We start from the raw sequence: 14,247 nt of genomic DNA on the forward strand, positions 1-14,247 counted from the left end.
CCGGAGGAGAGATCACATGAGCCGACAGGCATCGCCATCGCGCGATCGCACGGGCGCGCCGCAACGCGTGCGGCTTTCGGGTATTTCACTGGGGCTGGGGCTCGCCCTCGGGCCTGCCGCTGCCCTCGCGCAGGCCGACGGCAGCCAGAGCCTGGCGCCGGTGCAGGTCGAGGCCGACCGCCACACCCGGCTCGCCATCGACGAGACCACGCAGACCGGCAGCCGCTTGGGCCTGACGCCACTTGAAACGCCGGCCAGCATCGAGGTGCTGGACGGCGACACCATCCGCGCACGCGGCGACGTCTCGGTGATCGATGCCGCCACCCGCGCCACCGGCATCACCGGTTCGCCCGGCCCCGGCAACGGCGGCACCGCGATGGCGGCGCGCGGCTTCCTGGGCCACGGCTCGGTGATGCAGCTGTTCGACGGCACGCGGCTGTACGCGGGCGCGGGCACCGTCACCTTCCCGTTCGACACCTGGTCGGTCGACCGCATCGAGATACTGCGCGGCGCGGCCTCGGTGATGTACGGCGAAGGCGCCATCGGCGGCGCGATCAACGTGGTGCCCAGGAAGCCCACGCGCGGGCCGATCCAGAACCAGGCGCTGCTCACCGTAGGCTCCGACGCCACCCGCCAGGTGGCTTTCGGCAGCGGCGGCGCGATCGATGACAGGCTCTCCTACCGCTTCGACATCAGCCACCGCCAGACCGACGGCTTCATGCAGCGCGGCCAGGCCGAGAGCCTGGCCGTGGGCGCGGCGGTGCGGCTCGACGTGTCGCCGCAACTGCAGTTCACGCTCTCGCACGACGAGGGCCGGCAGTCGCCGCAGCGCTACTACGGCGTGCCGCTGATCGACGGCCGCCTGAGCAGCCAGACGCTGCGCCAGAACTACAACCTCGACGATTCCGAGATCAAGTACCGCGACAAGTGGACCCGCCTCGACGCCCAGTGGACGCCGAACGATTCGGTCACCGTGCGCAACCAGCTCTACCGGCTGGAGAGCAAGCGCCACTGGCGCAACAGCGAGACCTACACCTACAGCGCCACCACGCGCCGCGTGACGCGCGGCGACTACCTGGAAATCGGCCACGACCAGGAGCAGATCGGCAACCGCACCGACGCCACCTTCAAGCACGGCCTGTTCGGCCTGGCCAACCAGGTGCTGGTGGGCTTCGACGTGAACCGCATCGACTTCCAGCACACCAACGATTCGCCCTACGGCGGGCGATCGGTGGTGGACCCCTTCGTCTTCAACCCGGGCTACTACGTCTCGCCCGTGGCCTACACGCCTCGCTACCGGACCAGGACCGACACCTACGCCTTCTTCACCGAAGACAAGCTGGCCTTCGACGACCAATGGTCGGTGGTGGGCAGCCTGCGCTGGGACCACGCGAAGATCGCCCGCGCCGACCTGCAGAACGCGGCCAACAATCTGGGCAAGACCTTCGAGTACGCCACCGGCCGCCTGGGCGTGGTGTATGCGCCCGATGCGTCGCAGTCTTTCTATGCGCAGGTGGCGCGCGCGGCCGATCCGCTGACCTCGCTCATCAGCACCTCGGCCACGCAGGTGCCGTTCGAGCTCAGCACCGGCCGGCAGGTCGAGGTCGGCTACAAGCGCCAGTTCGCCGACAACCGCGGCGCCTGGACCGTGGCGGCCTACCGCATCGAGAAGAACAAGCTGCTGTCGCGCGACGCGAGCGACCCGGGCAAGACGCAGCAGATCGGGCGGCAGTCGTCCGAGGGCATCGAGGCCACGCTGGACATGGCGCTCACGCCCACGCTGGACCTCGAGGCCAACATCGCCAGATTGCGCGCGCGCTACGACGACTTCAACGAAGTGGTCGGCGGCAGGCTGATCTCGCGCGCGGGCAACACGCCCAGCGGCGTGCCCGAGCAGACGGCCAACCTGTGGCTCAACTGGCGCTTCCTGCCGCAGTGGGAGGCCGCGTTCGGCGTGCGCCATGTCGGCCCGCGCCAGGTCGACGCCGCCAACTCGCGCAAGATCGGCTCGTACACCGTGGCCGACGCTTCGCTCAGCTGGCAGGCGAACCGTTCGCTCAAGCTGGCGCTGCGCGCCTACAACCTGGCCGACCGGCGCTATGCGGTGTCGTTCTCGAACGGCGGCAACCAGTGGCTGCTGGGCCGCCCGCGTTCGTTCGAACTCTCGGCGCTGGTCGATTTCTGAGCGACCCACGCATGACTTCCGCATGGCGCCGCGCCTGGCCGCGCATCCGGCACGGCCTCTACTGGACCCACCGGTGGCTGGGCATCGGCGGCTGCCTGCTGTTCGTCATGTGGTTCGTCTCGGGCGTGGTGATGATGTACGTGGGGTATCCCAACCTGACGGACGCCGAGCGGCTGGCCGGGCTGGGGCCGCTGCGCTTTTCGCAGGCAACGGTGTCGCCCGCGGCCGCGCTCGATGCATTGCCGCCCGCCGCACGCGCGCAGCCGCCCCGGCGCATGGTGCTGGAGATGCAGGGCGGCACCGATCCGCAGCCCGTGTGGCGCATCGTCGATGCGCACGGCGGCCGGCATACGGTCTCGGCGCGCGACGGCCGTGTGCCGGGCCCGGTCGATGCCGCGCAGGCCGAAGCCATCGCGCGCGCGTTTTCGGGCCGGCCGGGCGCGCGCTGGGCCGAGACGCTGGAGCGCGACCAGTGGACCGTGCCTCAGGGCCTGAACCCGCTGCGCCCGCTGCACCGCATCGAGCTTGGCGACGCGGCCGGCACCGAGCTTTACGTGTCTTCGCGCAACGGCGAAGTGGTGCGCGACAGCAACCGCTCCGAGCGCTTCTGGAACTGGCTGGGCTCGGTGCCGCACTGGATCTACTTCACGCCGCTGCGCGCCGACCCGCCCCTGTGGCACGACGTGGTCGTGTGGCTGTCGGCGGCGTGCATCGTCTCGGCGGTGACGGGCATCGTCATCGGCATCCTGCGTGTGCGGCTGCGCAGGCGTTTTCGCAGCGGATCGGTCACGCCGTACAGCGGGTGGATGGCCTGGCACCACATCGCGGGGCTGATCGGCGGCTTTTTCGTGCTGACCTGGATCATCAGCGGCTGGCTCTCGATGAACCCCAACGGCTGGTTCCAGCGCGGGCCGGGCGACGCGGCGGCGATGGCCCGCTACAGCGGTGCTGGGGTGTCGCCGTTCCCCTGGCCGCCGGCATCGTTGCCGCACGGCGGGGGCGCCGCCGCGCCGCGCGAGGCCATGCTGCTGTGGTTCGACGGCCGGCCGCTGCTGCAGTTGCGCGATGCGCAGGTGCGCGCGTGGGTGGTCGATGCCGCCAGCGGCGCGCCTGCTTCCATTGCCAGGGACGACATCGTGCGCGCCGCTTCGGCGCTGCGTCCCGGCGCCCGTGTCACCGAGGCGGTGCTCCAGACGCGCGAAGACTTCCACTGGTACGGCCACCACCGCGAGCGCATCGTGCCCGTGTGGCGCCTGCAGTTCGACGACGCCGCGCGCAGCCGGGTCTACATCGACCCGGCCAGCGGGCAGGTGGCGGGCAGCAACGACAGCAACTCGCGCCTGCGCCGCTGGCTCTTCAACGCGGCGCACAGCCTCGACTTTCCCTGGCTCATCCAGTACCGGCCGGCCTGGGATGTCGTGATGTGGCTGCTGTCGGTGGTCGGTGCGGTAGCCTCGGCCAGCGGCGTGGTGATCGGCTGGCGCCGGCTGCGGCGCAAGCCACGGCGGGCGGCGGCCTCGAAGGGGCTTGCGCAGGCAGGTCCATGAACCAACAATCAACTTTCGCACTGCGGTGCATTTCAGGAGGTGCTCGATGCACATCGAACCAGGTCTCGTCGACGGAACCAAGATTTTTCTCAGCTATGCCACGGCCGCTGCCGCACTCGCCTACACAGGCAAGGTGGCCATCGAAACCGCGGTGAAAGACGGCCTTGCCGCACTGGTGCTGCGCTCCGCCGTTGCCGTGGCGCTGGTGTTCTGCTTCTTCGAGGTGTTGCCGCATCACCCGGTGGGCGTGTCCGAGGTGCACCTGATCCTCGGCACCACGCTGCTGCTGGTGTTCGGGCTGGCGCCCGCGGCCATCGGCCTGGCGGGCGGGCTGCTCATCCAGGGCCTGTTCTTCGAGCCGCAGGACATTGCGCAGTACGGCATGAACGTCACCACGCTGCTGGTGCCGCTGTTCGCGACCGCCGCGCTGGCGCGCCGCATCATCCCGAAGAACGTGGCCTATGTGGACCTGAGCTACCAGCAGGCTTTCAAGCTGTCGGTGGCCTACCAGGGCGGCATCGTGGTGTGGGTCGGCTTCTGGGCGCTGTACGGCCGCGGCACCGGGCTCGAGAACCTCGGCCAGATCGCCAGCTTCGGGGCTGCCTACATGACGGTGGTGCTGGTCGAGCCGCTGGTCGACCTGGGCGTGCTGGCCGCCGCCAAGGGCTGGCGCCGCCTGCAAGGCTCGGTCTTCGTCGAGCGCCGCCTGTACGGCGGCGTCTGATTCACCGCGCTCTCCTTCTTCCCGGGTTCCAGGCTCGCTTGGCGGGCCTGGCGCCGATCCTCTCGTGATGGCCACCGGAACGCCCATGCTGCCGCCCGGTGCCCGTTCATCTCTCCGGCCGCCACGGGCGCCCCAACGAACACTCCAATGACCCAAGCAAGCAACGCCAAGATCCCCGTCACCATCGTCACGGGCTTCCTCGGCAGCGGCAAGACCACGCTGCTGCGCCACATCCTCGGCAACGCCGAAGGCCGCCGCATCGCGGTGATCGTCAATGAGTTCGGCGAGCTCGGCATCGACGGCGAGATTCTTCGCGGCTGCGGCATCGGCTGCGACGACGAAGGCAACGAGCGCGAAGGCGCGCTCTACGAGCTGGCCAACGGCTGCGTCTGCTGCACCGTGCAGGAAGAGTTCCTGCCCGTGATGCTGCAGCTGGCCGAGCGGCGCGGCGACCTCGACGCGGTGCTCATCGAGACCTCGGGCCTGGCACTGCCCAAGCCGCTGGTGCAGGCCTTCCAGTGGCCCGACATCGCCAACATCTTCACCGTGGACTCGGTGGTCACCGTGGTCGACGGCCCGGCCGCCGCGTCGGGCCAGTTCGCGGAGAACCCCGAGGCCGTGGACGAAGCGCGCCGCGCCGACCCCAACCTCGACCACGAATCGCCGCTGCACGAGCTGTTCGAAGACCAGCTCTCTGCCGCCGACCTGGTGGTGCTCAACAAGACCGACCTGATGGACGACGCCGCGCGCGCGAAGGTCGAGGCCCTGGTGCGCGAGGAACTGCCGCCCGAGGTGAAGATCGTCGCCGCCACCGAGGGCAGGCTGCCGCTCGCGCTGCTGCTGGGCCAGGGCCGCGCCGCCGAGGCCACCATCCACCTGCGCGAAAGCCACCACGACCACGAGGAAGACCACGACCACGACGAGTTCGACTCGCTGGTGATCGAGCTGCCGCCCGTGGACCGCGACAGCCTGCTGGCCGTGCTCGGCAAGCTGGTCGAGCAGCACACCATCTACCGCGTGAAGGGCTTCGTCGCCGTGCCGGGCAAGCCGATGCGCCTGCTGGTGCAGGGCGTGGGCCGGCGCTTCGACCACCACTTCGACCGCCGCTGGCGCGACGGCGAGGCGCAGCGCACGCGGCTGGTGTTCATCGGCGAAGACCTGGACGAAGCGGCGCTGCGCAAGGCGCTGCAAGAGGCGGCTGCTGTCGCCGCATGACGGTTTGACGGCCTGAACTCCTGAACGCATGCACCTGCTGAGCACCCAGCCCGGACGCTTCGTCGAGGACGACGGCGTCGTCACCCGCCTCGACCAGACGCCGGGCGACATCGTGGTGCTCAGCTCGGCCGACACCACGCTCGCACTGCTGGCCGCCGCACGCACCGCGCTGGCCGAAACCGACCCCGGCTACCCGTCGCTGCGGCTGGCCAACCTCATGTACCTGAAGCAGCCGGCCTCGCTCGACCTGTACATCGACGAGGTGCTGCAGCATGCGCGCGTGGTGGTGGTCGACCACCTGGGGGCCGAATCAGCCTGGGCCTACGGGCTGCAGCAGTTGGAGAAGCTCGCGAAGCGCAAGGGCCAGCAGCTCGCGATGTTCTCCGGCGACCTGCAGGAAGACGAAGACCTGCTGGCGCGCGGCACCGCGCCGCGCGCGGTGGGCCGGCAGCTCTGGCAGTACATGCGCGCGGGCGGCGCGGGCAATGCGCTGCAGTTCCTGCGCGCGGTGGCCTTCCACGGCCTCGGCCATGGAGACGCGCCATTGCCGCCGCGCAGCCTGCCGCAGGTCGCGCTGCATGTGCCGCGCGGCATGGACACGGCGCACACGGTGGCCGGCATCGACGACCTGCGCGCCAGCTGGCACGCGGGTGCGCCGGTGGTGGCGCTGGTGTTCTATCGCTCGCACCTGCTGTCGGGCAACACCGTGGCCTTCGACGCGATCGCCGCCGCGCTGAGCGCCGAGGGGCTGAACACGCTGCCCGTTGCGCTCGATTCGCTGAAAGACCCGTTGTGCCTGTCGGCGCTGCGCGAGCTGTGCGCCGCGCATGACGTGCAGCTCGTGCTCAACACCACCGCCTTCGCCGCGCTGGGGCAGGGCACGCAGAAGGAAGAGGGCGAGAGCCTTGCGCTGGCCGGCGACGCGCCCGTGCTGCAGGTGATCGTGAGCGGCGGCAACCGCGAAGACTGGCTGGCCGACAGCCAGGGCCTGCGCCCGCGCGACATCGCGATGCAGATCGCGCTGCCCGAGATGGACGGCCGCATCATCACGCGCGCCGTGAGCTTCAAGGGCCTGTCGCACCGCTGCGAACTCACGCAGACCGAGGTGGTCAACTACCAGCCCGAGCCCGACCGCGTTGCTTTCGTTGCCGAGCTGGCGCGGCGCTGGTGCCGGCTGCGCGCGCTCGGCGCGGCCGACAAGCGCGTCGCGCTGATCCTGGCCAACTACCCCGGCAGCGAAGGCCGCATCGGCAGCGGCGTGGGGCTCGACACGCCGGCTTCGGTCATCGCCATCCTTCGCGCGATGCAGGCCGAGGGCTATGCGCTCGGCGACCCCGCCGCGTTGCCCGAAGACGGCGACGCGCTGATGCGCCGCCTGCAGGAAGGCATCGCCAACGACCCCGCGCAGTGGGCCGCGCGCCCGGCCTGGCAAAGCTATGCGCTGGCCGACTACCGCGCGCGGCTCGCGTCGCTGCCCGAAGGCATGGCCGACGCCATCGACGCCCGATGGGGCGCGCCCGAGCAAGACCCGATGGTGCGGCAGGGCCGCTTCATGATCGCGGGGCTGCGGCTGGGCCGGGTGTTCGTCGGCATCCAGCCCGCGCGCGCGCTGGGCGCCCTGGGCGCGGCCGACTACGCGAGCTACCACGACGCCGAGCTGGTGCCGCCGCACAGCTACCTTGCCTTCTACTTCTGGCTGCGCGACGCCTTCGCCATCGACGCCGTGGTGCATGTCGGCAAGCACGGCAACCTCGAGTGGCTGCCTGGCAAGAGCATCGCGCTGTCGCAGGCCTGCTGGCCCGACGCCGTCCTGGGGCCGATGCCCAACGTGTATCCCTTCATCGTCAACGACCCGGGCGAGGGCGCGCAGGCCAAGCGGCGCACGCAGGCGGTCATCATCGACCACCTGATGCCGCCGCTCACGCGCGCCGAGAACCACGGCCCGCTGCAAGACCTGGAGCGCCAGGTGGACGAGTACTACGACGCGCTGCTGGTCGATGCGCGCCGCGCCAAGGTGCTGCGCGCGCAGATCCTCGCGGCGGTGCGGGCGCAGCACCTGGTCGAGGAACTGGGCATGCCGGGCGCGGAAGACGACGCGGTGCTGGCCCGTGTCGATGCCTACCTGTGCGAGCTGAAGGAAACGCAGATCCGCGACGGGCTGCATGTGTTCGGCGCATCGCCCGCGGGCCGCCTGCGGCGCGACACGCTGCTGGCGCTCGCGCGCTATCCGGCCGCGGAAGGCGCGGGCGAGAACGCGGGGCTGCTCGGCGCGCTGGCAAACGACCTGCTGCCCGGCGAAGGCTTCGATCCGCTGGACATCGACGCGGCCAGGCCCTGGCAGGGCGCCCGGCCCGCGCTGCTGCAGGCTGTCAGCACCGATGCGTGGCGGCACCAGGGCGACACGCGCGAGCGGCTGGAGTTGCTCGCGCAGCGGCTGATCGAGTCGCGCGATTGCCCGCCCGATCTGCCGCGCACCGCGGCCGTGCTCGGGCGCGTCGAACGCAGCCTGGCGCCCGCGCTCGACGCCTGCGGCACGCAGGAACTGCTGCAGCTCTCGCGCGCCCTGCAGGGCCGCTTCGTGCCGCCCGGCCCGAGCGGCTCACCCTCGCGCGGCCGGCCCGATGTGCTGCCGACCGGGCGCAATTTCTACGCGGTCGACACCCGCGCCATTCCCACGCCCACGGCCTGGATGCTGGGCCTGAAGTCGGCCGCGCAACTGGTCGAGCGCCACATGCAGGAACATGGCGACTACCCGGTGGCGATGGGCCTGTCGGTCTGGGGCACGGCCACCATGCGCACCGGCGGCGACGATCTGGCACAGGCCTTCGCGCTCATCGGCGTTCGGCCGAAGTGGGCGCCGGGCAGCCAGCGGGTGGTCGATTTCGAGGTGCTGCCCACGGTGGGGCTGGGCCGCCCGCGCATCGACGTCACGTTGCGCATCTCGGGCTTCTTCCGCGACGCCTTTCCCAACGCGGTGCAGATGTTCGACGCCGCCGTGCAGGCCGTCGCGGCACAGGAAGACGAAGACGCCGAGCGCAACCCGATCCGCGCGCGCATCCTGCGCGAAGCCGCCACGCTGCAAGCGCAGGGCGTGGCGCCCGAAGCCGCCCGCACCCAGGCCGGCTGGCGCGTGTTCGGCTCGGCGCCGGGCAGCTACGGCTCTGGCCTGCAGCCGCTGTTCGACCACGGCGACTGGCAGACCGACGACGACCTGTCGAAGGCCTATGTCGGCGGCAGCGCCCATGCCTACGGGCAGGGCAGCGACGGCGTGCCGGCCGCCGGCGCGCTGGTGCGCAGGCTGCGCGCCATGGACGTCGTCATGCAGAACCAGGACAGCCGCGAGCACGACCTGCTCGACTCCAACGACTACTACCAGTTCCAGGGCGGCATGGCCGCCGCCGTGCGCCACCTGAGCGGCCGGCAGCCGGCCATGTACCACGGCGACCATGGCAACCCGCAGGCGCCGCGCGTGCGCACGCTGAAGGAAGAAATCAGCCGCGTCATCCGCTCGCGCGTGGTCAACCCCAAGTGGATCGACGGCGTGAAGCGCCACGGCTACAAGGGCGCCTTCGAGATGGCCGCCACGGTCGACTACCTGTTCGGCTTCGACGCCACCGCGCGCGTGGTCGGCGACCACCAATACGCGATGGTGGCCGACGCCTACGTGCTGGACGAGGCCACCCGCGATTTCGTGAGCGAGCACAATCCGCGCGCGCTGCACGACATGCTCAGCCGCCTGCTCGAAGCCATGCAGCGCGGCCTCTGGCAGTCGCCCGGCGACTACCGCACCCAATTGGAGAACCTGCTGCTCGACCAGGAGCAGCGGATGGAAGGAACCCCCCGATGACCACAGCCGCCCCGATGCCGCTGCCTTTTCCGTTTGCAGCGATCGCCGGGCAGCCGCAGTTGCGGCAGGCGCTGCTGCTGGCCGCGGTCGATCCCGCGCTGGGCGGCGTGCTGATCGAAGGACCGCGCGGCACGGCCAAGACCACCGCCGCGCGGGCGCTGGCCGAACTGCTGCCCGGCGCGCCCTTCGTCACGCTGCCGCTGGGCGCGAGCCTCGAAAGCCTCGTCGGCACCCTGGACCTCGGCCAGGCGCTGGCCGGCCATGAACTCAAGTTCGCGCCCGGCCTGCTGGCGCGCGCGCACGACGGCGTGCTGTACGTGGACGAAATCAACCTGCTGCCCGATGCGCTGATCGATTCGCTGCTCGACGCGGCGGCCAGCGGCGTGAACGTGGTCGAGCGCGACGGCATCTCGCACCGTCACGCCGCGCGCTTCGTGCTGGTCGGCACCATGAATCCGGAAGAAGGCACGCTGCGGCCCCAGCTGCTCGACCGCTTCGGCCTGTGCGTGCAGCTGCGCAACATCGACGATGCGGCCGAACGCCAGGCCATCGTGCGCGCGCGGCTGGCGTTCGATGCCGATCCGGCCGCCTTCCGCGCGAAGCACGCGCAGGCGGAGGCCGAGCTGTCGGACGCGCTGGCGCGGGCCCGCGCGCGGCTGGCCGACGGCTCGGCGCTGCCCTATGGGGACGCGGTGCACGACGCGGTCGGTGCGCTGTGCATCGAGGCCGGCGTGGACGGCCTGCGCGCGGACCTCGTCATGCTGCGCTCGGCGCGAGCGCTCGCGGCGTGGGAAGACGCCGAAGCCATCACCACCGATCACGTGCGGCGCGCGGCCGAAGCGGTGCTGCTGCACCGTCGCAAGCCGGAAGCCGCTGGCGCGCCGCCGGCCAAAACCTCCGCCCCGGCGCCTGCACCTGCGCCACGTGGCGCGGAGACGAACGGCGCCTCCGGCACAAGCAGTGCCGCCGACGAAGACTGGGGCGCCATGCCGCCCGAGCCCGTCGGCATCGAGCGCGTGAAACCGCTGCGCCCGCTGATCGCTTCCCGCCCGCAGGCCGCGCCAAAAAAAGCCTGAGCCTCCGGGACGCCGCACCCGCTGGCGCGCGCCAGGGTGACCGGAGGCAGGGCACGCAGAGGGACGCATGGCATGGCGCCGCATCGCAGGGCACGGCCTTCGACTGGCCGCGTACTTTTGCGGCGCGCGGTGCGGGCCAGTTGCGCGCCGAACACCTGAGACGCCGCCCGCGGGAGGCACGCAGCGGCGCGCTGCACTGCTTCCTGCTCGACTGCTCGGCGTCGATGCGCGACGACGGCAACCTCGCGCGCGCCAAGGGCCTGCTGCTCGCGTTGATGGAGGAGGCCTACCAGCGCCGCGACCATGTCGCGCTGCTGTGCTTTGCCGGCGAGGTGGTCGAACTGCGCCTGCCGCCGCGCCGCGCCAGCGCCTGGAACGACGACTGGGTCGCGCCGATTGCCGCCGGTGGCGGCACGCCGCTGGCGTTGGGCGTGCAGCGCGCCGAGCAGTTGCTCGCAAAGAGCGACGCGCGGCAGCGCTGGCTGTGGCTGCTGACCGACGGGCGCAGCAGCGAAAGCCCCGCGCGGCCCGAAGCCGCCGATGTCGCATGCGTGGTCGATTTCGAGGTGGCGCGCGTGCCGCTGCACCGCGCGAAGCAACTCGCCGAGGGGTGGGATGCGCGCTACCTCGCCGTGTAGGGCTGAGCGGTGTTTTTTGCTGCCGTTGCGTTACCGTGCGGCATGAGCGTCAAAACCTTCTTCCTGGCCCTTGTGTCGAGCGTGACGCTGCCTGCCTTCGCACAACCCGCCGTGCCGCCGGACAGCGCCACTTGCCAGGCCGAGGAGGCTGTCCTGGAGCGCGATATCGATCTCGCGCGTTCGCGGGGCCAGATGCTGCGGCGGCGGGAGCTTGCCGAGGCCTTGAGCGCGCTGCAGGCGCAATGCAAGGCCGCGGCGCCGGCCGAGAGCCGCGCTGCCCATATCGACAGGCTGGAGCAGCAGGCCAGGGCGCTTCGCCTGGAGCTCGACCGCACCGAAGAGCAACTGCGCAGGCTGAAGAGCGAGTCGCCCTGACGCCGGCGCCGGGACGCTCAGGGGGCGGGTGCCTCGGCCTCTTCGGGCGCCAGCATCGTCCCCCGGCAGTTCGCCGAACCGCAGTGGCAGGGGTACTTGGAGGGCGGCGAGCCGTCGTCCGCCGTCAGCGAATAGTCGATGAACAACTCGTCGCCCGCGTCCACGGCCGTGATCGTCTGGAACTTCAGCACCAGCTCGCCGCCCTCGTCGTATTCCTCGACCGCCTCGCAGTTGGGCTCGCACGAATGATTCAGGTGCCGCGTGGCGTTGCCGCCCTTGGCGCCGTCGATGGTCTCGTGGTTCGACAGCGTGAACAGGTAGGTGAGCTGGTCGTTCCAGACCTTGGTGGCGATCTCGGCCTTGGTGTAGCGGCGGCCTTCGTACAGGCCCAGGAAGGCTTCGGGCGGCAGGTCGCGCGTGGCGAAGGCGCCGAGGCCGTGCACGCCGCTGGGGCCGACCCGGACGAAAGGCGTGGACGATGTGGTTTGCTTGCGGTGCTTCATGGGGGAGCGAGGGTCAGGCGAGAGGGGCGTCGTTGTCTTGATGCAAGGTCAGTGCCATTTCGACCTGGCGGATGACCGGAACCGCGCCGCGCGCGCCGGCCGCGCGCAGCAGCGGGCTGCCCTCGGGCTCGTCCACCAGCCGCCAGCGGGTGCCGGGGCGGGCGGTGGCCAGGGCGTCGAGCAATTCGTGCGCGGCGGTTTCGTCGAGGGCCGCGGCGTCGAGCAGCGCACCCTGGCCATCGCCGGGCGGCGGCATCACCGCGTAGGCGCACAGCGTGTCGTCGCGCCACACGCCGAGCGCGACGGCGTGCTCGCGCACCAGGGCGTCGAGCACGGTCGGCCATTCGCGGCGCCAGGTGGGTCGGCAAACCTCGGCGCAGGCGTGGTGCAGCTGCTGGAGCGCAGCGGGTTCGGGCCGCGTGCTGGCCTTCCGGCGATGCTTCTCGAAGCTCCATTCGCGCACGTCGAGCGTGCGCAGCTCCTTGAAGCCGGCCCGCCGGTAGAGCGTGCGCGCCGGGTTCTGCTCGATCACTTCGAGAACCGCCAGCGCGATGCCGGCATGCGACAGGGCCGCGGCTTGCGACTTGATCAACTGCCCGGCCAGCCCTTGGCGCCGGTGCGAATCCGCAATGCCGAAGCCCGCGAGGTACGCGCGCTGCCCGCGCCGGCCGACCAGCGATATGCCGCAGGCCATGCCGTCCACCGCCAGCACGCGCGACAGCGTGAGGTCGACGTCGCCGCGCCGCAGGTGGCGCTCGAAGCGCTGCTCGTCGAACGCGACGGGCACGAAGTAGCCCTCGTAGGCGCGGTTCCAGAGTGCGGTGAGTTCACCGTGAGAAAAGTCCGTGGCGGGGACCACCGCCATGCCGCTGCTGTTCTGCATGAAGTGTCAGGCGACCGGGAGCTTCGCCACGAAACAGGTTCCGTCTTCCGCGCAGGAGGTGACCTCCAGCGTTCCGCCATGGGCCGCGACGATTTCCGCGCAGATGTACAGGCCCAGCCCCAGGCCGCCGCCGGGCTTGCTGTTCTCGGGGCGCCAGTAGGGCTGGAAGATCCTGGTGATGTCGCCGGGCGGAATGGGCTCGCCGCCGTTGGCCACCGAAAGCTCCAGCTGGCCGTTGCGCACCTCGGCGCGCACCACGATCGGCTGGTTGGGCGCGCCGTGCGCGACCGCATTGCCCAGCAGGTTGGACAGCACCTGCTGGATGCGCCCCGGGTCGCAGCGCACGGTGCTGCTGATGGAGATCTCGTCGCGGATGTCGAGCGCCGGATGGGCGGCGCGCACTTCGTCGATCACGTCCTTGAGCCCCGAGGCCAGCGAAGCGGCTTCGCGGATCTCCAGGCCCATGCCCGAGCCCAGCCGCACGCGCGCGAAGTCGAGCACGTCGTCGATCAGCGCCGACATGCGGCGCGTGCTGGCCTTCAGCCGGGTGCCCAGCTTCACGAGGTCGGGCTCGGCCTGCCGGCGGATCAGCAGCTCGGCCGCCGCGCCCACCGACGACAGCGGGTTGCGCAGGTCGTGCCCCAGCACGGCGATGAACTGCTCGCGCAGCTCGGCCGTGGCCTGGGCCGATTGCAGGGCGGTTTCGGTGCGTTCCTGGCGGTCTTCGGTCTCGAGCTGGCGCGCGATCAGGTCGGCGAAGGCGGTGAACATGGCCACAACGCGCGGCTCCGACACCTGGGCCGGACGCGGGTCGATGGCGCAGAGGTTGCCGAAGTAGTCGCCGTTGGTGTGGATGATTGGCACCGAGATGTAGCTCTCGATGTTGTACAGGCGCGGCGTGTGATGGTCGAAGTAGACGGGGTCGGTGCTGGCCTTGTCGATCACCACCGGCTGGCGCGCCGCGCGCGACTCGCTGCACAGCGTGGTCCGCACCTCCAGCTGGCCGCCGGGCTTGAGGCCGAACTGGATGTTGTCTTCCACCGCGCAGGCGGTCCAGGTGCCGTCCGTCACGCGGGCCACGGCCGCGAAGCCCATGCCGGTGTGCTGGCAGATGACCTTGAGCAGCGATGGCACCGCGCTGATGCGGCCGATGGCGGCCACGTCCCGCGCGATGGCCTCGTCGGTATCGACGGCTGCTACAGGCGCGGAAGAGGCGGGCGATGTGGTCAAGATGCCGGAATGGTACGTCAGGGC

General features: G+C 70.9%; 11 protein-coding genes. 8 read left to right on the plus strand and 3 right to left on the minus strand.

Features of this window, described 5'->3' with window-relative positions:
- Nucleotides 1-16 precede the first annotated feature (16 nt).
- The 8 genes from AC1RVW_RS03220 to AC1RVW_RS03255 all read left to right on the plus strand — a co-directional run bounded on the left by AC1RVW_RS03220 (nt 17) and on the right by AC1RVW_RS03255 (nt 11,607).
- Nucleotides 17-2,185, plus strand: coding sequence for a TonB-dependent receptor (locus tag AC1RVW_RS03220; RefSeq protein ID WP_493197976.1), 2,169 nt, complete (start codon nt 17-19; stop codon nt 2,183-2,185).
- Nucleotides 2,186-2,196: 11 nt separating this feature from the next.
- A complete protein-coding gene (locus AC1RVW_RS03225) occupies nt 2,197-3,732 on the plus strand; it encodes a PepSY domain-containing protein (protein WP_106934146.1) in 1,536 nt (511 codons plus the stop codon).
- Between the two features lie 46 nt (nt 3,733-3,778).
- Nucleotides 3,779-4,456, plus strand: a complete 678-nt coding sequence (locus AC1RVW_RS03230) for an energy-coupling factor ABC transporter permease (RefSeq protein ID WP_493197978.1) — start codon at nt 3,779-3,781, stop codon at nt 4,454-4,456.
- Between the two features lie 147 nt (nt 4,457-4,603).
- Complete coding sequence (cobW, locus tag AC1RVW_RS03235) at nt 4,604-5,671, plus strand: cobalamin biosynthesis protein CobW (protein ID WP_081269069.1); 1,068 nt, start codon at nt 4,604-4,606, stop codon at nt 5,669-5,671.
- A gap of 28 nt (nt 5,672-5,699) precedes the next feature.
- Nucleotides 5,700-9,518 carry a cobaltochelatase subunit CobN gene (cobN, locus tag AC1RVW_RS03240; protein ID WP_493197980.1) on the plus strand — a complete coding sequence of 1,273 codons (3,819 nt, stop codon included), beginning with the start codon at nt 5,700-5,702 and terminating at the stop codon, nt 9,516-9,518.
- Complete coding sequence (locus tag AC1RVW_RS03245; protein ID WP_493197982.1) at nt 9,515-10,594, plus strand: magnesium chelatase ATPase subunit I; 1,080 nt, start codon at nt 9,515-9,517, stop codon at nt 10,592-10,594. The genes cobN and AC1RVW_RS03245 overlap by 4 nt, the downstream gene beginning before the upstream one ends.
- Nucleotides 10,595-10,734: 140 nt before the next feature.
- Nucleotides 10,735-11,232, plus strand: coding sequence for a vWA domain-containing protein (locus AC1RVW_RS03250; RefSeq protein WP_493197984.1), 498 nt, complete (start codon nt 10,735-10,737; stop codon nt 11,230-11,232).
- A 42-nt stretch (nt 11,233-11,274) separates the two neighbouring features.
- The gene (locus AC1RVW_RS03255; RefSeq protein WP_493197986.1) at nt 11,275-11,607 is read left to right on the plus strand and encodes a DUF1090 family protein; all 333 of its coding nucleotides are present in this window, start codon (nt 11,275-11,277) and stop codon (nt 11,605-11,607) included.
- 17 nt (nt 11,608-11,624) lie between these two features.
- Here the strand turns inward: AC1RVW_RS03255 and AC1RVW_RS03260 are convergent, their stop codons facing one another.
- From AC1RVW_RS03260 to AC1RVW_RS03270, 3 genes are read right to left on the minus strand one after another with little or no spacing between them, the layout of a single operon-like run.
- Nucleotides 11,625-12,110 carry an SET domain-containing protein gene (locus AC1RVW_RS03260; protein ID WP_106934153.1) on the minus strand — a complete coding sequence of 162 codons (486 nt, stop codon included), beginning with the start codon at nt 12,108-12,110 and terminating at the stop codon, nt 11,625-11,627.
- Nucleotides 12,111-12,123: 13 nt separating this feature from the next.
- The gene (locus AC1RVW_RS03265; protein ID WP_493197988.1) at nt 12,124-12,993 is read right to left on the minus strand and encodes a GNAT family N-acetyltransferase; all 870 of its coding nucleotides are present in this window, start codon (nt 12,991-12,993) and stop codon (nt 12,124-12,126) included.
- Between the two features lie 6 nt (nt 12,994-12,999).
- Entirely contained in the window at nt 13,000-14,223 is a 1,224-nt protein-coding gene (locus tag AC1RVW_RS03270; protein ID WP_493197990.1) for a GAF domain-containing sensor histidine kinase, read from the minus strand.
- Between the last annotated feature and the right edge of the window lie 24 nt (nt 14,224-14,247).

Source organism: Variovorax sp. MPBD4-3 (assembly GCF_058809745.1).

Excerpts from the sequence above, each read along its gene's own strand:
- AC1RVW_RS03220 (WP_493197976.1), top strand. The coding sequence starts at position 17 with ATGAGCCGACAGGCATCGCCATCGCGCGATCGCACGGGCGCGCCGCAA.
- AC1RVW_RS03260 (WP_106934153.1), bottom strand. The coding sequence starts at position 12,110 with ATGAAGCACCGCAAGCAAACCACATCGTCCACGCCTTTCGTCCGGGTC.
- AC1RVW_RS03265 (WP_493197988.1), bottom strand. The coding sequence starts at position 12,993 with ATGCAGAACAGCAGCGGCATGGCGGTGGTCCCCGCCACGGACTTTTCT.
- AC1RVW_RS03230 (WP_493197978.1), top strand. The coding sequence starts at position 3,779 with ATGCACATCGAACCAGGTCTCGTCGACGGAACCAAGATTTTTCTCAGC.
- AC1RVW_RS03225 (WP_106934146.1), top strand. The coding sequence starts at position 2,197 with ATGACTTCCGCATGGCGCCGCGCCTGGCCGCGCATCCGGCACGGCCTC.
- cobN (WP_493197980.1), top strand. The coding sequence starts at position 5,700 with ATGCACCTGCTGAGCACCCAGCCCGGACGCTTCGTCGAGGACGACGGC.
- cobW (WP_081269069.1), top strand. The coding sequence starts at position 4,604 with ATGACCCAAGCAAGCAACGCCAAGATCCCCGTCACCATCGTCACGGGC.
- AC1RVW_RS03255 (WP_493197986.1), top strand. The coding sequence starts at position 11,275 with ATGAGCGTCAAAACCTTCTTCCTGGCCCTTGTGTCGAGCGTGACGCTG.
- AC1RVW_RS03245 (WP_493197982.1), top strand. The coding sequence starts at position 9,515 with ATGACCACAGCCGCCCCGATGCCGCTGCCTTTTCCGTTTGCAGCGATC.